This window comes from Streptococcus sp. 2018110 (assembly GCF_019754115.1).
In the GTDB taxonomy this organism is placed as follows: domain Bacteria; phylum Bacillota; class Bacilli; order Lactobacillales; family Streptococcaceae; genus Streptococcus; species Streptococcus hashimotonensis.
Window position 1 is genome coordinate 1 of the sequence record NZ_JAIJZO010000017.1, and the last position, 19481, is coordinate 19481.

Annotated in this window: 16 protein-coding genes and 1 pseudogene; 14 read left to right on the forward strand and 3 right to left on the reverse strand. The window is 45.0% G+C overall.

All coding sequences use genetic code 11. The features are described 5' to 3' along the window. The 14 genes and pseudogenes from K5Q34_RS09310 to K5Q34_RS09375 all read left to right on the forward strand — a co-directional run. On the forward strand, positions 1-2301 hold a 2301-nt coding region (locus K5Q34_RS09310; protein ID WP_221864886.1), incomplete at its 5' end, for a MucBP domain-containing protein. A gap of 498 nt (positions 2302-2799) precedes the next feature. Next, positions 2800-3015, forward strand: a pseudogene (locus K5Q34_RS09315) (IS110 family transposase); the annotation flags it as partial. Positions 3016-3122: 107 nt separating this feature from the next. After that, entirely contained in the window at positions 3123-3380 is a 258-nt protein-coding gene (locus K5Q34_RS09320; protein ID WP_253214112.1) for an AraC family transcriptional regulator, read from the forward strand. A 90-nt stretch (positions 3381-3470) separates the two neighbouring features. Beyond that, complete coding sequence (locus K5Q34_RS09325) at positions 3471-3737, forward strand: ACT domain-containing protein (protein WP_024384707.1); 267 nt, start codon at positions 3471-3473, stop codon at positions 3735-3737. Between the two features lie 11 nt (positions 3738-3748). After that, a complete protein-coding gene (locus K5Q34_RS09330; protein WP_024384706.1) occupies positions 3749-5086 on the forward strand; it encodes a PFL family protein in 1338 nt (445 codons plus the stop codon). A gap of 72 nt (positions 5087-5158) precedes the next feature. After that, positions 5159-5854 (forward strand): histidine phosphatase family protein, encoded by a 696-nt coding sequence (locus tag K5Q34_RS09335; RefSeq protein WP_221864887.1) that lies wholly within the window; start codon positions 5159-5161, stop codon positions 5852-5854. A gap of 220 nt (positions 5855-6074) precedes the next feature. Beyond that, a complete protein-coding gene (gene hrcA, locus K5Q34_RS09340) occupies positions 6075-7109 on the forward strand; it encodes a heat-inducible transcriptional repressor HrcA (RefSeq protein WP_044761805.1) in 1035 nt (344 codons plus the stop codon). A gap of 12 nt (positions 7110-7121) precedes the next feature. Continuing rightward, a complete protein-coding gene (gene grpE, locus K5Q34_RS09345; RefSeq protein WP_221864888.1) occupies positions 7122-7634 on the forward strand; it encodes a nucleotide exchange factor GrpE in 513 nt (170 codons plus the stop codon). 250 nt (positions 7635-7884) lie between these two features. Beyond that, the gene (gene dnaK, locus K5Q34_RS09350; protein ID WP_002943084.1) at positions 7885-9708 is read left to right on the forward strand and encodes a molecular chaperone DnaK; all 1824 of its coding nucleotides are present in this window, start codon (positions 7885-7887) and stop codon (positions 9706-9708) included. A gap of 1187 nt (positions 9709-10895) precedes the next feature. Further along, a complete protein-coding gene (gene dnaJ, locus K5Q34_RS09355) occupies positions 10896-12032 on the forward strand; it encodes a molecular chaperone DnaJ (RefSeq protein WP_208547185.1) in 1137 nt (378 codons plus the stop codon). Between the two features lie 126 nt (positions 12033-12158). Next, positions 12159-12986: a lipoate--protein ligase family protein gene (locus K5Q34_RS09360; protein WP_172115899.1), complete on the forward strand. Its 828-nt coding sequence runs from the start codon at positions 12159-12161 to the stop codon at positions 12984-12986. 10 nt (positions 12987-12996) lie between these two features. Beyond that, positions 12997-14445, forward strand: coding sequence for an amidase (locus K5Q34_RS09365; protein WP_221864889.1), 1449 nt, complete (start codon positions 12997-12999; stop codon positions 14443-14445). Positions 14446-14568: 123 nt separating this feature from the next. Next, positions 14569-15444 (forward strand): transporter substrate-binding domain-containing protein, encoded by an 876-nt coding sequence (locus K5Q34_RS09370; RefSeq protein ID WP_172115897.1) that lies wholly within the window; start codon positions 14569-14571, stop codon positions 15442-15444. Between the two features lie 356 nt (positions 15445-15800). After that, positions 15801-16472 (forward strand): amino acid ABC transporter permease, encoded by a 672-nt coding sequence (locus tag K5Q34_RS09375; protein WP_221864890.1) that lies wholly within the window; start codon positions 15801-15803, stop codon positions 16470-16472. Between the two features lie 130 nt (positions 16473-16602). Here the strand turns inward: K5Q34_RS09375 and K5Q34_RS09380 are convergent, their stop codons facing one another. From K5Q34_RS09380 to K5Q34_RS09390, 3 genes are all read right to left on the reverse strand, one after another. After that, on the reverse strand, positions 16603-16815 hold the full coding sequence (locus K5Q34_RS09380) for a helix-turn-helix transcriptional regulator (RefSeq protein ID WP_024414391.1): 213 nt from the start codon (positions 16813-16815) through the stop codon (positions 16603-16605). A gap of 1 nt (position 16816) precedes the next feature. Next, positions 16817-17341: a hypothetical protein gene (locus K5Q34_RS09385; RefSeq protein WP_221864891.1), complete on the reverse strand. Its 525-nt coding sequence runs from the start codon at positions 17339-17341 to the stop codon at positions 16817-16819. Between the two features lie 133 nt (positions 17342-17474). Further along, complete coding sequence (locus K5Q34_RS09390; RefSeq protein ID WP_221864892.1) at positions 17475-19343, reverse strand: heavy metal translocating P-type ATPase; 1869 nt, start codon at positions 19341-19343, stop codon at positions 17475-17477. Positions 19344-19481: the final 138 nt, after the last annotated feature.

Genomic DNA, 19481 nt, shown 5'->3' on the forward strand with positions numbered 1-19481 from the left:
GAACAAACTATCACATACGAGTACAAAGAAAAAGTTGAAACGCCAGTCGTTAAGACAGGTTCAGTCGTAGCTCGTTACGTTATCGAAGGTACAGAAACTGAAATCGCAGACGATAAGACAGTCAAGCCAACCGATACACCAGTCGATGAGCCATACGGTGATACTCCACCAGCTACTATCACAAAAGATGGTAAGACTTACGAACTTGTTCGTACACGTACAAATGAAGGTGATGCCCCAAGCAACGGTACAGTTGTAGAAGGTGAACAAACTATCACATACGAGTACAAAGAGAAAGTCGAAACACCAGTTGTTAAGACAGGTTCAGTCGTAGCTCGTTACGTTATCGAAGGTACAGAAACTGAAATCGCAGACGATAAGACAGTTAAACCAACCGATACCCCAGTCGATGAAGTCTATGGTGACACCCCACCAGCTACTATCACAAAAGATGGTAAGACTTACGAGCTTGTTCGTACACGTACAAACGAAGGTGACGCCCCAGAAAACGGTGTTGTTAAAGAAGGCGAACAAACCATCACATACGAGTACAAAGAAAAAGTTGAAACACCAGTTGTTAAGACAGGTTCAGTCGTAGCTCGTTACGTTATCGAAGGCACAGAAACTGAAATCGCAGACGATAAGACAGTTAAACCAACCGATACCCCAGTCGATGAAGTTTATGGTGACACACCTCCAACTACAATCGAAAAAGATGGTAAGACCTATGAACTTGTTCGTACACGTACAAATGAAGGTGACGCCCCAAGCAACGGTACAGTTGTAGAAGGCGAACAAACCATCACATACGAGTACAAAGAAAAAGAAGAAACACCAGTCGTTAAGACAGGTTCAGTAGTAGCTCGTTATGTTATCGAAGGTACAGAAACTGAAATCGCAGATGATAAGACAGTTAAACCAACCGATACCCCAGTCGATGAAGTTTATGGTGACACACCTCCAACTACAATTTCATTTGGTGGTAAGACTTATACACTTGTACGCACTCGTACAAATGAAGGTGATGCCCCAAGCAACGGTACAGTTGTAGAAGGTGAACAAACTATCACTTACGAGTACAAAGAAGTTGTTGATACACCAGATCCAGTTGAGAAGAAAACAGGTAGCGTCCTTGTTCGTCACATCACTGATAAAGGTGAGGTTCTTGCAGATACAACTGATGTCGTTCGTGACGGTGAGGTAGGTTCAACCTATGAAACAACAGTTGGTAACTTCGAAGGCTATACATTTGTTAAAGTTGATGAAACAGGTGCTACACCAACAGGTGAAGTTGAAGAAGGTGAGAAGACTGTAGTTTACATCTACACTAAAGTTGAAACACCAGTTGCTAAGACAGGTAGCGTCCTTGTTCGCCACATCACTGATAAAGGTGAGGTTCTTGCGGATACAACTGATGTCGTTCGTGACGGTGAAGTAGGTTCAACCTATGAAACAACAGTTGGTAACTTCGAAGGCTACACATTTGTTAAAGTTGATGAAACAGGCGCAACACCAACAGGTGAAGTTGAAGAAGGTGAGAAGACTGTAGTTTACATCTACACTAAAGTTGAAACGCCAGTCGTTAAGACAGGTTCAGTCGTAGCTCGTTACGTTATCGAAGGTACAGAGACTGAAATCGCAGACGATAAGACAGTTAAACCAACCGATACACCGATCGATGAAGTCTATGGTGACACCCCACCAGCTACTATCACAAAAGATGGTAAGACTTACGAACTTGTTCGTACACGTACAAACGAAGATGACGCCCCAGAAAACGGTGTTGTTAAAGAAGGCGAACAAACCATCACATACGAGTACAAAGAAAAAGTTGAAACACCAGTTGTTCCACCAGTTGTTGAAAAACAAGGTAAAGTAATTGTTCATTATGTTGATGAAAATGGTAATGTTATCAAGACACCAGTAGTTGATACTGAGAACGGTACAGTGGGCGGAGACTACGATACTTCAGACAATCGTCCAAAAGTGATTGTATTCAATGGAAAACGTTACATTCTTGTAGAATCTCGTATTCCAAATAATGCAAAAGGTAAAGTAGTTGAAGGTGAAACTCATGTAACTTACGTTTATAAGCAAGAAAATGAGGAGCCAACAACGCCTACAACACCGAACCAACCAACAACTCCGTCAACTACACCGGTGACTGAGACAACAAAAGTAACACCTAAGACAAGTGCAATCTTGCCAGAAACAGGTGAAAGCACATCTGCACTTGCATTGGTAGGTTTAGCTTTGTTGGGTACAGTTGCAGTGGCGTCCCGTCGTCGCAAAGAAAAATAATAGGCTTTAGTTAGTAGCCTAAAGAGAAAAATCAGAAGTTCAGTTGAACAGTTTCCTGTCAAGTGAATAATGAAATAGCAAAAGATTAGGCGACGGCCTTGTTCCTCATTTCAAGAGGGGCAAGGCCGTTGTTTCTATTTTTAAACCGTTGAAGAGTGAATAAATGGATGTTAGGTATCAATATCTGAAAATAGTTCCTTGAGGTTTTATGTTTTGTCAAATTATAGTACTTCAGTTTAAAGTGAGTGGGAAAGACTTCCATGATGCCCTGCCCTCACCCGCAGAATAATGAAAATGAACATAGAGTCCTCGCTAGGTATATAATCTTAGTGAGGACTTTGTGGTTGACGAGTTAATGATGTTATTCATCGAAAGAAAAAAGTGCCCCACTCTACTGACGAGCACCCCAAAATATTGTGATAGGCATGAGTATAAAAATAGGATTAGAACAGAACTCGGTAGATAAGCTCTCATATTTTTTAGATGGAGGGAATTGTCATGGATGTTCTCTATCAATCTTGTGCAGGTATTATCCACCAAGCCAATATTATCGTCTGTATGCTACACAGACCACTCACCTCAACTTGTCCAAAGTGTGAGATTGCTACATTTGACACAACAACTAAAGCTCTACGTGCTGGCCATGATTTTCTCAGTCAATTTCATGTGGAAGCTGTTGGTATGGAAAGCATAGCTGCCTATTGGCGACCTGTCTGACCTGCTCTATGTGATAATACTTGCTCAATCAATAGCTGGCCAACAGGAGCTTTGCAGGCTATGTCCAGCAGGAACTCTACTCGGCCATCCCAAGCGGCTTCTTCTTGGTAGAAGACATTGCCCACCGACTTGGTGTCAGCGTGCGGACCCTGCAACGCAACCTATCGGCTGAAAATACCAGCTTCAAACAGGAACTGCAAGCCGTTCAAAAGGCCATGACCTTCTCCTATCTCAAGATGAAATTACCAGCAGAGGAGATTTCCAGTCTGATTGGCTACAGCGAGGTCAACGCCTTCAGCCGTGCCTTCAAAAAATGGACAGGCATGACTGTGACCGACTGCAAGAAGCAACAAGGACTATAAACACGTATGTTGGAGGTAGAAACTAGATGATTTCTACCTTTTTCTGCATATTTATGATAAAATAAATGAAAATTTAGAAGAGGTGTTCAGATGAAAGCTATTGTTACAGTTGTCGGTAAGGACAAGTCAGGAATCGTGGCGGGTGTTGCGACTAAGATTGCGGAATTGGGTTTGAATATTGATGATATTTCTCAGACAGTTTTGGATGAGTATTTTACCATGATGGCGGTGGTGTCATCAGATGAGAAGCAAGATTTCACGCAACTTCGTTCAGAATTGGATGCCTTTGGTCAATCCTTGAACGTGAAAATCAACATTCAAAGTGCGGCGATTTTTGATGCTATGCACAACTTGTAAGGAGAGCAATCATGGACATTAGACAGGTTAGAGAAACCATTGAGATGATTGAGGAGCAGCACTTCGACATTCGGACCATTACCATGGGGATTTCCCTCTTGGACTGTATCGACTCGGACATTGATAAGGCTGCGGAGAAAGTTTATACTAAAATCGTGACCAAGGCCAAGAACTTGGTAGCGGTCGGTGATGAGATTGCGGCGGAGCTGGGAATTCCCATTGTCAACAAGCGGGTGTCGGTAACGCCTATTGCTTTGATTGGTGCGGCGACGGATGCCACGGATTATCTTCCCCTGGCTCATGCCTTGGACAAGGCGGCTCATGAGATCGGCATCGATTTTATCGGAGGTTTTTCAGCTCTGGTTCAAAAGGGCTACCAAAAAGGGGATGAAATCCTCATCAACTCTATACCGCAGGCATTGGCCCAAACGACAAAAGTCTGCTCGTCGGTCAACATCGGCTCGACCAAGACGGGTATCAACATGACGGCTGTGCGGGATATGGGGCGGATCATCAAGGAGACGGCGGAGGCTTCTGATATGGGGGCGGCCAAGCTGGTGGTCTTTGCCAATGCGGTTGAGGACAATCCTTTCATGGCGGGTGCCTTCCATGGTGTCGGCGAGGCGGATGTGGTTATCAATGTCGGCGTGTCTGGGCCTGGTGTGGTCAAGCGTGCTCTTGAAAAAGTGCGTGGCGAGAGCTTTGATGTGGTGGCAGAAACCGTCAAAAAGACGGCCTTCAAGATTACCCGTATCGGTCAGTTGGTCGGCAATATGGCCAGCGAACGCCTGGGTGTTAAGTTCGGTATCGTGGACCTGTCCCTTGCTCCGACGCCAGCTGTTGGGGACTCAGTGGCTCGGGTGTTGGAGGAAATGGGCTTAGAAACCGTAGGTACGCACGGAACGACTGCTGCCCTAGCTTTGCTCAATGACGCAGTCAAAAAGGGTGGGGTCATGGCCTGCAACCAAGTAGGTGGTTTGTCAGGTGCCTTTATCCCTGTGTCTGAAGACGAGGGCATGATTGCGGCGGTACAAAATGGCTCGCTTAACCTTGAAAAATTGGAAGCTATGACGGCTATCTGTTCAGTTGGTTTGGACATGATTGCCATTCCAGAAACAACGCCAGCTGAAACCATTGCAGCTATGATTGCGGATGAGGCGGCTATTGGAGTTATCAACCAGAAAACCACTGCGGTCCGTATTATTCCACTTGGAAAAGAAGGAGACATGATTGAATTTGGCGGCCTTCTGGGAACAGCCCCTGTTATGAAGGTCAATCAAGCTTCGTCTGTGGACTTTATCAACCGTGGTGGACAAATTCCAGCACCGATTCATAGTTTTAAGAACTAAAAACGTAAACCGATTGCGACAAGCAGTCGGTTTTTTGCTATACTAATAGTAAGAAAATACAAGGAGAATGCTATGGCAGACGTAAGATTATATATTTCTCGACATGGGAAAACCATGTTTAATACCATCGGGCGCGTGCAGGGTTGGTGTGATACACCGCTGACCAAGGCTGGTGAGGAAGGGATCCGTGAATTGGGCTTGGGGCTCAAGGATGCGGGTCTTGATTTTAAACTAGCCGTATCCAGTGACCTGGGGCGGACCGTTCAGACCATGACCATTGCCCAGTGTGAGTTGGGAATTTTAGGAAAAATCCCATATTACCAAGACAAGCGTATCCGTGAATGGTGCTTTGGTAGTTTCGAAGGTATGTATGATGCCGAGCTTTTCCAAGGTGTTCTGCCTCGTTTGAAAGGGACAGTTGATGCGACAGGCATGTCCTTTGCGGAAATCGCAGCAGGTATCCAAGAAGCAGATACAGCTGGCTGGGCGGAATCTTGGGAAGTCTTGAGCAATCGTATTTTGACAGGCTTTGAGGCTATCGCCCAAGACTTGGAAAAGCAGGGCGGCGGCAATGCTCTTGTGGTCAGCCACGGCATGACCATCGCAACCCTGGCCCATCTATTGGAGCCAGAGCGTGGTGCCAATGTCTTCCTGGACAACGGCTCAATCACCGTCCTCAAATACGAAAAAGGCAAGCTTTTAATTGAAGCAGTTGGGGATTTGTCCTACCGCAAACGTGGGGCAGAATTGATTGCTCAAGGGGAATAAGATATAAAATCAGGGATTTTTCTCTGATTTTTTTCTTGACATCCACCATTCTAGGTCTTCAGACTGATTTTTAGCACTCTAGGTAAAAGAGTGCTAATTTTTTGTTTTTTTCTCTTGACAATCCATTTTTTCAGCGTATAATGGGAGTATAAAGTTTAGCACTCGTCGTTATAGAGTGCTAAAAATATAAAAATCAACACTGTTCATGAAAGGAGCGGAGATGATTACCCAACGTCAAAATGATATTTTGAATCTGATTGTTGAATTGTTTACGCGCCATCATGAGCCGGTTGGTTCTAAGGCCTTGCAGGAGATGATTGCTTCTAGTTCGGCTACCATTCGCAATGATATGGCTAAGCTAGAGCAACTGGGCTTGCTAGAAAAAGCTCATACTTCAAGCGGTCGGATGCCCAGTCGGGCTGGTTTTCAATACTTTGTCAACCACTCGCTCAACTTGGAACACATCAATGAAGAAGATGTTTATCAGGTAGTCAAGGCCTTCGATTTTGAAGCCTTCAAGCTGGAAGACATCTTGGAGCGAGCCAGTACAGTCCTAGCGGATTTGACAGGCTACACTTCGGTCATCTTAGATGTGGAGCCGACCAGTCAGCAGTTGACTTCCTTTGACATTGTGCAGCTCAGTAGCCACGATGCCTTGGCAGTCTTGACCTTGGATCAGTCCAAACCTGTTACCGTCCAGTTTGCCATTCCCAAGAACTTTTTGACCAGGGACTTGGAAGTGCTCAAACGCCTGGTGGATGAACGCTTCGTTGACCAGACGGTCTTGGCAATCCACTACAAGTTGCGGACGGAGATTCCCCAGGTGGTGCAGCGTTACTTTACCACGACGGACAATGTCTTGGATCTGATGGACTATATTTTTTCCAATCTCTTCCAAGAATCAGTCTTTATCAGTGGAAAGGTTGCTTCGCTGACCTATGGCAATCTCGCCACCTATCAGCTCTTGGATAGCCCACAGCTATTAGCCCCAGAGTTGCGGCAAGGCTTGGCGCCGAACCAGCAGACCAGCATTTCTGTGGCGGAACATAGGGATCCTGCCCTAGCGGATGTGACAGTCATTCATCATCGCTTTCCAATCCCCTATCGGGGCATGGCCCAGATGAGTTTGCTTGGTCCTGTTGACATGGACTATCGTAGGCAGATGAGCTTAATCAACATCATCAGTCGCGTCCTATTTATGAAATTAACCGATTACTACCGATACTTAAGTAGCAATCACTATGAAGTCAATTAGAAGGAGAATGCTTTGTCAGAAGAAATCAAAAACGAAGAAATCGTAGAAGAGGTTGAGACAACAGAAGAAGTTGTCGAAGCTCCTGAAAAATCAGAATTGGATTTGGCAAATGAGCGTGCCGAGGAATTTGAAAACAAGTACCTCCGTGCCCATGCTGAAATGCAAAATATCCAACGCCGTGCCAATGAGGAACGCCAGACCATTCAGCGTTACCGTTCGCAAGACTTGGCCAAGAAAATCTTGCCGAGCTTGGATGACTTGGAACGTGCCCTTCAAGTCGAAGGCCTGACAGAAGATGTCAAAAAAGGCTTGGAAATGGTACAGGAAAGTTTGATTCAAGCCCTCAAAGAAGAAGGGGTGGAAGAAGTCGCAACAGATGTCTTTGACCCAAATCTTCACATGGCTATTCAAACTGTTCCAGCCACAGACGACTGCCCAGCAGAACACATCGCACAAGTCTTCCAAAAAGGCTACAAGTTGCATGAACGCTTGCTGAGACCGGCTATGGTAGTCGTATCAGAATAACTTAGTCTTCCAGTTTATCTTTTATTACTTCGTTAACCCGCCTTGCCGTACTCCAGTACTGTCTTCGGCAGTAGTACGAATTTCATTCGTTTATTCCCCACCTTTAACAGTCTATTCAAAGACTGTTAAAGCTAATAATAAAAGTAAACTGAAATACTAAGGTCGCTCTGCTATTTTCCAAAAAAGAAAACCTGACCGAAATGTCGTTAAACTACTTGAAAAGAAAGTAAATTAAAAAGAGGTAAAACATATGTCTAAAATTATCGGTATTGACTTAGGTACAACAAACTCAGCAGTTGCAGTTCTTGAAGGAACTGAATCAAAAATCATCGCAAACCCAGAAGGAAACCGCACAACTCCGTCTGTTGTGTCTTTCAAAAATGGTGAAATCATCGTTGGTGATGCGGCAAAACGCCAAGCAGTAACCAACCCAGATACTATCATCTCTATCAAATCAAAAATGGGAACTTCTGAAAAAGTTTCAGCAAACGGCAAAGAATACACTCCACAAGAAATCTCAGCAATGATTCTTCAATACTTGAAAGGCTACGCTGAAGAATACCTTGGTGAAAAAGTAACCAAAGCGGTTATCACTGTTCCAGCTTACTTCAACGATGCCCAACGTCAAGCAACAAAAGATGCTGGTAAAATCGCAGGTCTGGAAGTAGAACGTATCGTCAACGAGCCAACTGCAGCAGCCCTTGCTTACGGTTTGGATAAGACTGACAAAGACGAGAAAATATTGGTATTCGACCTTGGTGGTGGTACTTTCGACGTATCTATCCTTGAACTCGGTGACGGTGTCTTTGACGTACTTGCAACAGCAGGTGACAATAAGCTCGGTGGTGACGATTTTGACCAAAAGATTATCGACCACATGGTAGCTGAATTTAAGAAAGAAAACGGCATCGACTTGTCAGCTGACAAAATGGCTCTTCAACGTTTGAAAGATGCGGCTGAAAAAGCGAAAAAAGACCTTTCAGGTGTAACATCAACTCAAATCAGCTTGCCGTTCATCACTGCAGGTGCAGCAGGTCCGCTTCACTTGGAAATGACATTGACACGTGCAAAATTTGACGAATTGACTTACGACCTTGTAGAACGTACAAAAGTTCCTGTTCGTCAAGCTCTTTCAGATGCAGGTCTCAGCTTGTCAGAAATTGACGAAGTCATCCTTGTCGGTGGATCAACTCGTATCCCAGCCGTTGTGGAAGCTGTAAAAGCTGAAACTGGTAAAGAGCCAAACAAATCTGTAAACCCTGACGAAGTTGTTGCTATGGGTGCGGCTATCCAAGGTGGTGTTATTACTGGTGATGTGAAAGACGTTGTTCTCCTCGACGTAACACCATTGTCACTTGGTATTGAAACAATGGGTGGTGTATTTACAAAACTCATCGACCGCAACACAACCATCCCAACTTCTAAGTCACAAGTCTTCTCAACTGCGGCAGACAACCAGCCAGCTGTTGATATCCACGTGCTTCAAGGTGAGCGTCCAATGGCAGCAGACAACAAGACTCTTGGTCGTTTCCAATTGACAGATATCCCTGCGGCACCTCGTGGTATCCCACAAATCGAAGTAACATTTGACATCGACAAGAACGGTATCGTTTCTGTAAAAGCTAAAGACCTTGGTACGCAAAAAGAGCAAACTATCGTTATCCAGTCTAACTCAGGTTTGACAGATGAAGAAATCGACCGCATGATGAAAGATGCAGAAGCAAACGCGGAAGCAGATAAGAAACGTAAGGAAGAAGTGGACCTCCGTAACGATGTTGACCAAGCAATCTTTGCGACTGAGAAAACCCTTAAAGAAACAGAAGGCAAAGGCTTCGACGCAGAACGTGACCAAGCTCAAGCAGCTCTTGATGAGTTGAAAGCAGCTCAAGAAGCTAACAACTTGGACGACATGAAAGCGAAACTTGAAAACCTCAACGAAAAAGCTCAAGCCCTTGCAGTGAAACTCTACGAGCAAGCCGCAGCAGCACAACAAGCAGCCGCAGGCCAAGAAGGTGCCCAAACAGCTAACAACGCAGGCGATGATGTGGTAGACGGCGAGTTTACTGAAAAGTAACACACCAAAACTGATGGCTACTAAAAGTAGCTCATCAGTTAACGGTTACCGCTATTGCGGCTAACCTAGGTGTCTTACTAGCTCGAAAACAAAGTATTATCGACTTTGTTTTCTCACGTCGTAAATGGTTCAGGAGACCTTTTTATCCCGAGCCACGAAATTCTTCACTAGGTTTTGTTAACTCTCCTCGATGAACTCTAGTTCAATCTTCGTCCAGTTGCCTAGCCTAGTCTTGAATTTCTTTGAGTATCTAGGGTTTGGAAAATCATTTTTTCCGAAGTTCTTAGCTCGAACTCAATTCTCATCTTCTCGAGAATAGAAATTCGGAAGCGAGGACACCAAAACTGATGGCTACTAAAAGTAGCTCATCAGTTAACGGTTACCGCTATTGCGGCTAACCTAGGTGTCTTACTAGCTCGAAAACAAAGTATTATCGACTTTGTTTTCTCACGTCGTAAATGGTTCAGGAGACCTTTTTATCCCGAGCCACGAAATTTTTCACTAGGCTTTGTTAACTCTCCTCGATGAACTCTAGTTCAATCTTCGTTCAGTTGCCTAGCCTAGTCTTGAATTTCTTTGAGTATCTAGGGTTTGGAAAATCATTTTTTCCGAAGTTCTTAGCTCGAACTCAATTCTCATCTTCTCGAGAATAGAAATCATTCGTTAATAAAATTTCCAATCACAGAGGTTGCACCCCAGCCTCTGTTTTTGGGTAAATACCCTTCTAACTTTTACAGAATTGAATACGCCTACGACTCTGTGAAAAAGTCAAAAAGTCTGGGGATAGACTTTTTGAGGAATACCTGTCGCTCGTTATTTTTGTGCGACAGGGCTGAAAGTGTTCCACCGGACACTTTCACTCCCTATTTTTCTTTGAGTCGCTTAACGGCTTAATATCTTCATAGAAAGGAAAGTGTTCGTAATCGAACACGGGCTACTTTCAACATTTCAAAGAAAGGAATACAAGTTCGGTAATTCGAACACGGGCTTCTTTCTGAGTTTCGTCTATTTTTTAACGAAAGGAATTGAACCCGCCCTAAAAGCTGTGTGAAAAGTCAAAAAGTCTGGGGATAGACTTTTTGAGAAACACCTGTCGCTTATTGTTTTTGTACGACAGGGCTGAAAGTGTCCACTGGACACTTTCACTCCCTATTTTCACTTTGTTTTTAACGGGCTTGGTATCTTATATGAACAATACTGAATTTTACGATCGTCTGGGCGTTTCTAAGAGCGCTTCTCAGGACGAGATTAAGAAGGCTTATCGGAAGCTTTCAAAGAAATACCATCCAGATATTAACAAGGATCCGGGTGCGGAGGATAAATACAAGGAGGTCCAAGAGGCTTATGAAACCTTGAGCGATCCGCAAAAACGGTCTGTCTATGACCAGTATGGTCCTGCTGGAGCAAACGGTGGCTTCGGCGGAGGAGCAGGAGGCTTTGGTGGTTTCGACGGAGCAGGTTTCGGTGGCTTTGAAGACATTTTCTCTAGCTTCTTTGGTGGAGGTGGTGCGACGCGCAATCCTAATGCACCTCGTCAAGGGGATGACTTGCAGTATGCGGTCAACTTGAAGTTTGAAGAAGCGATTTTTGGTGTGGAACGTGAAGTTTCCTATAACCGTGAGGCAACTTGTCGAACCTGTACAGGTTCAGGTGCCAAACCTGGAACAAGTCCAGTAACCTGTGGGCGTTGTCATGGTTCTGGAGTGATCAATGTGGACACCCAAACTCCACTTGGAACCATGCGCCGTCAAATGACCTGTGATGTCTGTCATGGTCGCGGAAAACAAATCAAAGACCCATGTACAACCTGTCATGGAACTGGTCATGAAAAACAAGCCCATACTGTGACGGTTAAGGTGCCAGCTGGTGTGGAAACTGGTCAACGTATTCGCTTGGCAGGTCAAGGTGAAGCTGGTTTCAATGGAGGTCCTTACGGAGATCTCTACGTTGTTATTCAGGTCCAACCTTCAGACAAGTTTGAACGTGAAGGGACCACTATTCACTATAAACTGAACCTCAACTTTGTCCAAGCAGCACTTGGAGATACAGTTCATGTGCCAACGGTTCACGGTGATGTGGATATGGTCATTCCTGAAGGTACCCAGACTGGTAAGACCTTCCGACTCAAAGGAAAAGGTGCCCCAAGTGTTCGTGGTGGAGCTATTGGTGATCAATATGTCACAGTAAATATCGTCACTCCGACAGGTTTGAATGACCGCCAAAAAGCAGCTCTTAAAGAATTCGCGGCAGCAGGAAATATTGATGTCAAACCCCATAAAAAAGGATTTTTTGACAAGGTAAAAGATGCCTTTGAGGATTTATAATTCTAAGATGAGACTGGAAACTCCAGTCTCCTTTCTTTTTCAGAAAAAACTCTGGGCATTTTCTCCGACGCATCACAGGCTCTGTGTTAAAATAAGATATAGTAATTTGAAAGAGAACGCTTACGAATGAAATCTTGGGTTGAGAATAAGACCATAAAAAAATACGAAGATCGGTCTGGCTTGACGGGTTTGAAACAGGGGCCACTGGTGTGGACCGAGGTCTTTTTGCGCGAGGTCAATCGTCAGTCCAATACAGGGATTTTACATTTTTGGCCCATGGACCAAACGGTCATTCTGGGGATGATGGACAGTCAGGTGGCCCAGTTGGACAAGGGCTTAGCCAGTATTGGTCAGGCAGGCTACAGTCCGATTATTCGGAGTTTGGGCGGTTTGGCCGTCGTTGCGGATGAAGGGATTTTGAATGTCACTCTGATTTTGCCCAATCCTTCTGGTCACAAGGTTGATTTGCGGGAGTCTTATCAGGTCATGGTGGATTTGATTGCTCAGGCGCTTTCGGATTTTCCCTTCGAGGTGGTCAGTGGTGAGGTGGCAACTTCCTACTGTCCTGGGACCTACGACCTTAGCATCAAGGGGCGGAAGTTTGCTGGATTGGCCCAGCGGATTTACCAAGAGGCCATTGCTATTTCTGCCTATATCAGTGTGTCAGGCAATCAAGTCAAACGAGGGCAAGTGGTGGCTGATTTTTATGCAGCAAGTTTTGCTCCGCAAGAAGTATCGGACAGATTTCCGCAAGTAAATCCGGATTCGATGGCCAATTTGTCAGACTTGGTCGGTCAGGATGTGACGGTGGAGGATATGAAAACACGAATTGTGCGTGTCTTGATTGAAAACGGAGCTTTTCTGACCACCTTTTATCCCTCGTCGGACAACATGGCTGATTTTATGGGGCTCGGAAAGACCATCAAGCAGTCTATGGAAAAATATGGAATCTAGGAGAAAATCTATGAAATGGAAAGATGCGACAGCTATGGCCCAGGCTGTCAATCAAAAACAGGTTTCTGTCAAGGAGTTGGTGCAAGAATCCATTGACAGGATTGAAAAGCTCAATCCCGCCCTCAATGCGGTTGTCAGCAAGCAATATGAAGAAGCCCTGAAAGAAGCGGAAAAAGAAGACTACCTGGGCAAGCCATTTGCTGGAGTTCCTTTCTTGCTGAAGGATTTGGGGCAAAATGAAAAGGGGCAGCCATCTTCTGCAGGTTCTCGCCTGCTTGCTGGTCGACCAGCAGGCCATACCGATACCTATGTCCAACGCTTGAAGGACTTGGGCTTCATCATTGTCGGTCGGACCAACACGCCAGAATTCGGCTTCAAAAATATCTCAGATGCCAGCCTGCATGGTCCTGTCAATCTTCCCTTGGACCCCAGTCGCAATGCTGGTGGATCGAGCGGTGGTGCAGCCGCAGCACTGGCTTCAGGCATGGTCTCTATTGCTGCTGCATCAGATGGCGGTGGCTCAATTCGCATCCCAGCCTCCTTCAATGGCTTGATCGGGCTCAAAACCAGTCGTGGTCGGATTCCAGTTGGACCTAAGTCTTATCGTGGCTGGCAGGGGGCATCTGTCAATTTTGCCCTGACCAAGTCTGTTCGCGATACCCAACGCCTCCTCTATCACTTACAGACCTATCAAGTCGAGGCTCCCTTTCCTCTGGCTCTTCTGCCTGAGCAGGCTCTTTTTTCATTCAGGAACAAGCCCCTGAAAATTGCCTACAGTCTAGACTCTCCGATTGGTAGTTCGGTTTCCACGGATGCCCAACAGGCTGTCTTGTCCCTCCTGCCTCAGCTGGAAGCACTGGGGCACCAGATTACTGAGCTATCAAGTCCTATTCTGGACGGTATCGAAGTCATGCAGGCCTATTATCTGATGAACAGCGTCGAGACGGCCCAGATGTTTGAAGAGATGGAGGCAGGGTTGGGTCGGTCCATGACACCTGATGACATGGAAGTCATGACCTGGGCCATTTACCAGAGTGGACAGACCGTTCCAGCCAAACTCTACTCCAAGGTCTTGCAGGATTGGGACCGCTACAGTGCCAGCATGGCGGACTTCCACCAGCATTACGACCTCCTTCTGACGCCGACCGTGGCAGATGTGGCTCCCAAGCTAGACCAGTTCACTCACTCGCAAGAGATGCTGGACCGCTTGTTGCATATTCAGGAGTTGACAATGGCAGAGCAGCAGAGTTTGATTTGGGAGATGTTTGCAGAAAGCCTAGCCCTAACTCCCTTTACGCAGCAGGCCAATATTTGTGGTCAGCCAGCCATTTCTCTGCCGACTTATGTACGGGCTGACGGCTTGCCAATCGGCATCCAATTGACAGCAGCCAAGGGACGAGAGGATTTACTCTTGCAGTTGGCAGACCAAATGGAGGCAGCAGGTTTACTCAACTTGTAAGGGAATTCATTTTTTCAGTTCAATTATTTGCCAAAACGTTTTCAAAATGTTAACCTATAAAAGCTGGTGGGTTAACACCTAAAAAGTAAAAAGGAAGCTATGGCTTCCAAAGGAGATTGTTTTATGTTGAAAAAAGTTTTGGCCTCAGCTCTCTTGGTTTCTACTTTGACCTTGGCAGCATGTTCTAGCTCAAGTTCTAATACTAGCAGTTCTTCTGCTGAACAGACTCAATGGGAAAAAGTACAAGAAGCAGGTGTCTTGAAGGTTGCAACACCAGGGACCCTTTTCCCAACTTCTTACTACAACGATGCTAAAGAATTGGTCGGTTATGAAATTGACATGATCAATGAAATTGGTAAACGTTTGAAATTGGAAATCGAATACCAAGAAATCGGTGTGGCAGAAGCCTTTACAGCTGTGGACAGTGGAAAAGTCGATATTTCTGTTAACAACTTTGACATGACGGAAGCACGTAAGGAAAAGTATAACTTCTCTATCCCTTACAAGTATTCAGTTGGCGGCTACATCGTTCGTGAAGATGGTTCATCAGGAATCGAAGCAGCTGACTTGAGCGACTGGACTGGTAAAAAAGCTGGTGGTGGTGCTGGTACTCAGTACATGAAGTTGGCTGAGAAGCAAGGTGCAGAGCCAGTTATCTATGATAACGTAACCAACGATGTCTATTTGCGTGATGTATCAACAGGTCGTACAGACTTCATTCCAAACGACTACTTCACACAGGTTATGGCTATCAAATGGGCTAAGGCTAATTTCCCAGATATCAAAGTGAAGATGGGTGCGGCTCAATATAACCCAACTGAACAAGGGATTGTTATGAGCAAGGCTGATACAAGCTTGAAAGAAAAAATTGACGAAGCGCTTGAAGCAATGAAAGCAGATGGTACCTTGAAAGCTATTTCTGAGAAATACTATGCTGGACAAGACCTATCAGTACCAGTTGAAAATGCTGATAAATTGCCAGTTATCGAAGTTGAATAAGAATTAGTAACAAATTATAGTCTTTTAGTTTACTTTTAGTACTCGCTCCAAAGGTTCGGGGAACCTTTGAAGGCTGGAGATTGGGCGAAGCAATTTCGCCTCAATAGCCGCAGACATAACTCAATGCTTTCTTGTTTCTTGGCATTGACTTGAAACAGTCCCCCAGACTGTTTCAATCAGGCAAGGCGAGTTCAAACAGTCCAGTGGAGTGTTTGAAGTTGGAAATAAGGAAACGGAGTTTCCTCTTACGTCGAAGTAATAAAAGAAAAACTAAATGACGATAAATGCATCTTGTATAGACTTTGTCAGTCCCAGGCTGGCAAGGTCTATCTGGTTTTTAGGAAAGAGGAGAAGATATGGAAATCAACTGGCAGGCAGTTTTTAATGCAGAGATTGCGAGGGAAGCCGTTCCGCAGATTTTGGAAGGCTTGCCCTATACTCTTTCTCTGTCTTTAATTGGTTTTGCCTTGGGGACTTTTTGTGGTTTCTTTGTTGCCTTACTTAGGATGTCCAAATTAGCGCCCTTTCGTTGGCTGGCTATGGCCCATATTTCTCTCATGCGTGGTATTCCCCTCATGGTTCTTCTTTTCTTTATCTATTTTGGTCTGCCCTTTATGGGCTTGCAGTTAGATGCCATAACAGCCTCTATCATCGCCTTTACCTCCATGTCCAGTGCCTACATTTCTGAAATTATTCGTGCATCTCTTTCAGCCATTGATAAGGGACAATGGGAGGCGGCGCGTTCCCTGGGTTTGCGGACCAATGTGATTTACCGAAAGATCATCATTCCCCAAGCCTTTCGCATTGCCCTTCCACCCCTTAGCAACGTCCTCTTAGACATGGTCAAAAGTACCTCTCTGACAGCCATGATTACTGTACCAGAGATTTTCAATAAGGCAAAAATAGTCGGCGGAGCCAAGTCGGACTACATGACCGTTTACATCTGTGTAGCCCTTATTTATTGGGTTATCTGTACCCTTTATGCATTTGGTCAATTACAACTAGAAAAACACTTAGCGACTTATTAAAAAGAGGTTGGATTAGCCTTTTGATTAAAATTTTAACAATCAAAAATAGCTTAGAATTAACGTCTCGAATGGCGTGGTTCTAAGCTATTTTTTATATTAAAGCCTTTTTGCTTCATCTCTTTTTATGTATCTACCCCTCACTCACATATTCTAAAATATCTCCTGGTTGGCAGTCTAGGATTCGGCAGATGCTCATCAGGGTATTAAATCGAATGCCTTTTGCCTTGCCTGTCTTGAGAATGGACAGGTTGGCTTCGGTAATGCCGACTTGCTCCGCCAAGTCCTTGGAAGTCATTTGTCGATCTTTGAGGACCTTGTCTAGGTTTACGCGAATCATTTCCATATCAGATAAACTCGCTGTTCTCGGTTTCAAGTTGTTGCCCCTTTTGTACTAAGGTCCAGACAAAATAAGTTGCGAAGAGGAAGAGGGCATTGAGGATAAAGTCTGACCAGCGAAGATTGAGGAAGGTGTTTGGATTAGTAGCATGTGTCAGGAAAAACAAAGTGGTTAGGCAAAATTGACCAGCAGTCAAAATTAGTAAACTGACCAAGAGTTTCTGATACAGTTCCAAACTAGCTGAAGCGAAATAATCTTCTTCCAAAAGCAATTTACATAACTTTTGAAGCAAGTGGGCAATGTGACTGAGTGCCGCCAAGACAATTAAGATCAATCCAGTCGTTAATAGAATGAGCCAGATGTTAATCTGGTCAATGGGTTTGTTAAAGGTGTATTCCCAAGAGTCTATCACAAAGGAGTGGCCTCCAAGACCTACCAAGGTAATGAAGGCATAGAGAGCAATCATGAAATAGAAGAAATAGCGAACACAAGCAGCCACAATGCCAGTTATTTTGAGTAGATTGGTTTTCATAGCAAACCTCCGATTATTATTGTTTTATGATAATATTATCTTTGAAATTATTATAAAACAATAATTTTTGGAATGCAAGCGTTTTTTTAAAAAAGAATAATAAGAAAACCGCCAAGCAACTGGCGGTCTGATGCTATTTAAAATACAAGAGTCTCAACCCATTCAAAATCACCAAAATCGTTGATCCTTCGTGACCCACCACACCGAGCGGTAGGTTGATAGACTGGAAGAGGTTAGAGATGATGAGAAGGGCGATGACAGACAGGGCAAAGATGATGTTCTGCTTGATGATGCTTCGCATTTTCTTAGAGAGACGAATGGAGTAAGGAATCCGTGTCAGGTCCTCCATGAGCACGATGTCGGCTGACTCCATAGCGATGTCCGTCCCACTTCCCATGGCATAGCTGACATTGGCTTGAGCAAGAGCAGGAGCATCGTTGATACCGTCGCCTACCATTCCGACAGACGCAAACTCGGTTTGCAGTTTTTGGATAACAGCAGCCTTGTCCGTAGGCAGGCAGTTGGCAATCACACGGTCAATACCGACCTGACTCGCCACATAACGAGCAGTCTTTTCTTGGTCGCCCGTTAAGAGAATTGGCGTCACGCCCATCTCTTTCAACTGGGCAATCAGCTGCTTGCTCTCAGGTTTCAGGCTATCTTCCACCATGAAGATCGCCGCCAGCACATCATTTTGGCTGACATAGACCAGGGTTTTCCCAGTGCTCTCTGCCTCATCGATCTGTGCCAGCAGGTCAGCAGACAGGGGACTTACCAAGCTATCCACTACAAATCCCACCTTACCGATTTTCCAGCTGTCGCCCTCATAGCCTGCCACCAAGCCTTTTCCGGTCACGTCTTCTAGGCTTTGGAGGGCAATAGCAGAGTTGTCAGCTGTATAAGTCATGAGAGCCTGGGCGATCGGGTGGCTCGATTGTTTTTCAACTGCCTGAACAACCTGCTTGATGAGTTTTTCATCGCCAAGATAGGTCGCTCCTACAACCTCAGGTTTACCAATGGTTAGGGTACCCGTCTTGTCAAAGACGATTGCCTCTAGATTGGCGATCTTATCCGCAATATCACCGCCCTTGATAATCATGCCCTTGCGTGCCGCACGACTGATTGCAGAAAGTGTCGCCGGTGAAGAAGAAGCCACAAGTGCACATGGAGAAGCAATGGTCAAGAGAATCATGCCACGGTAGAAGGCGGTTAACCAGTCCCAACCCAGAGCAAAATGAGCAAAGAGGATAAAGAGCGGCACAACCACCAAAACAACCTTGACATAGGTATCTTCCATATTTTCAATGAAAGTCGCTGTTTTTGATTTGGATTCTTGGGCATTTTCAACCATTTGGACGATTTTATCGAAGAGGGCATCGCCTTTTTCAGCTGTAACTTGAACGGTAACCGTTGAACCTTGGTTGATAGTACCGCCAATAACAGCAGCACCAGCTGCTTTTTCCGCAGGAAGTGGCTCACCTGTAATCATGGATTCGTCAAAGATGGATTGTGGGTTGATGAGGGTTGCATCCAGTGGGACCGTATCGCCCTTGCGAACTTGTAGGAGGTCGCCGATGCGGATGGCTGCGGTGTCTAAGACAGTGATGTCACCATTTTCCTCGATTTTGCGAGCCGTTGGAGGCGTCATGTTCATCAGAGCTGCGATGGCATTTTTGCTTTTTTCCATGGCTAATTCTTCCAAAGTAGAAGAAAGGGAGAAGATGAAGATGAGCAGGGCTCCTTCCATCCAGTAGCCGATGAGGCCAGATCCGATAGCAGCCAAAATCATGAGGAGGTCAACAGACAGGTGCTTATCGAAAATGAGCTCAGAAATGCCTTCCTTGGCAGACTGGTAGCCCCCGATGACAAAGGCTGAAATGAAGAAGATAGGAGCCCATCCCTGTCCAGTCTGAAGCAGAAGGATACCCATTAGAATGAGCGCCAAGCAGAGAGCGGTTGTGATGATGTGGCTGTATTGTTTGAGGTTGGTTACGAGTGTCATAGTTTTCTGTTTCCTTATTTAGAGTTATTATCATTTAACCAAGTTAATTATAACAATTATAAAAAGAAAGTCAAGTTATTTAAAATAATTCTAAATAAGATTGTTCTGATAATTCAAAGGGAAATAAAAAAAGCGACA

Bases quoted from the DNA above. Each gene is read 5' to 3' on its own strand.
- K5Q34_RS09325 (WP_024384707.1), top strand. From the start codon at position 3,471: ATGAAAGCTATTGTTACAGTTGTCGGTAAGGACAAGTCAGGAATCGTG.
- K5Q34_RS09330 (WP_024384706.1), top strand. From the start codon at position 3,749: ATGGACATTAGACAGGTTAGAGAAACCATTGAGATGATTGAGGAGCAG.
- K5Q34_RS09335 (WP_221864887.1), top strand. From the start codon at position 5,159: ATGGCAGACGTAAGATTATATATTTCTCGACATGGGAAAACCATGTTT.
- hrcA (WP_044761805.1), top strand. From the start codon at position 6,075: ATGATTACCCAACGTCAAAATGATATTTTGAATCTGATTGTTGAATTG.
- dnaK (WP_002943084.1), top strand. From the start codon at position 7,885: ATGTCTAAAATTATCGGTATTGACTTAGGTACAACAAACTCAGCAGTT.
- dnaJ (WP_208547185.1), top strand. From the start codon at position 10,896: ATGAACAATACTGAATTTTACGATCGTCTGGGCGTTTCTAAGAGCGCT.
- K5Q34_RS09360 (WP_172115899.1), top strand. From the start codon at position 12,159: ATGAAATCTTGGGTTGAGAATAAGACCATAAAAAAATACGAAGATCGG.
- K5Q34_RS09365 (WP_221864889.1), top strand. From the start codon at position 12,997: ATGAAATGGAAAGATGCGACAGCTATGGCCCAGGCTGTCAATCAAAAA.
- K5Q34_RS09370 (WP_172115897.1), top strand. From the start codon at position 14,569: ATGTTGAAAAAAGTTTTGGCCTCAGCTCTCTTGGTTTCTACTTTGACC.
- K5Q34_RS09375 (WP_221864890.1), top strand. From the start codon at position 15,801: ATGGAAATCAACTGGCAGGCAGTTTTTAATGCAGAGATTGCGAGGGAA.
- K5Q34_RS09380 (WP_024414391.1), bottom strand. From the start codon at position 16,815: ATGGAAATGATTCGCGTAAACCTAGACAAGGTCCTCAAAGATCGACAA.
- K5Q34_RS09385 (WP_221864891.1), bottom strand. From the start codon at position 17,341: ATGAAAACCAATCTACTCAAAATAACTGGCATTGTGGCTGCTTGTGTT.
- K5Q34_RS09390 (WP_221864892.1), bottom strand. From the start codon at position 19,343: ATGACACTCGTAACCAACCTCAAACAATACAGCCACATCATCACAACC.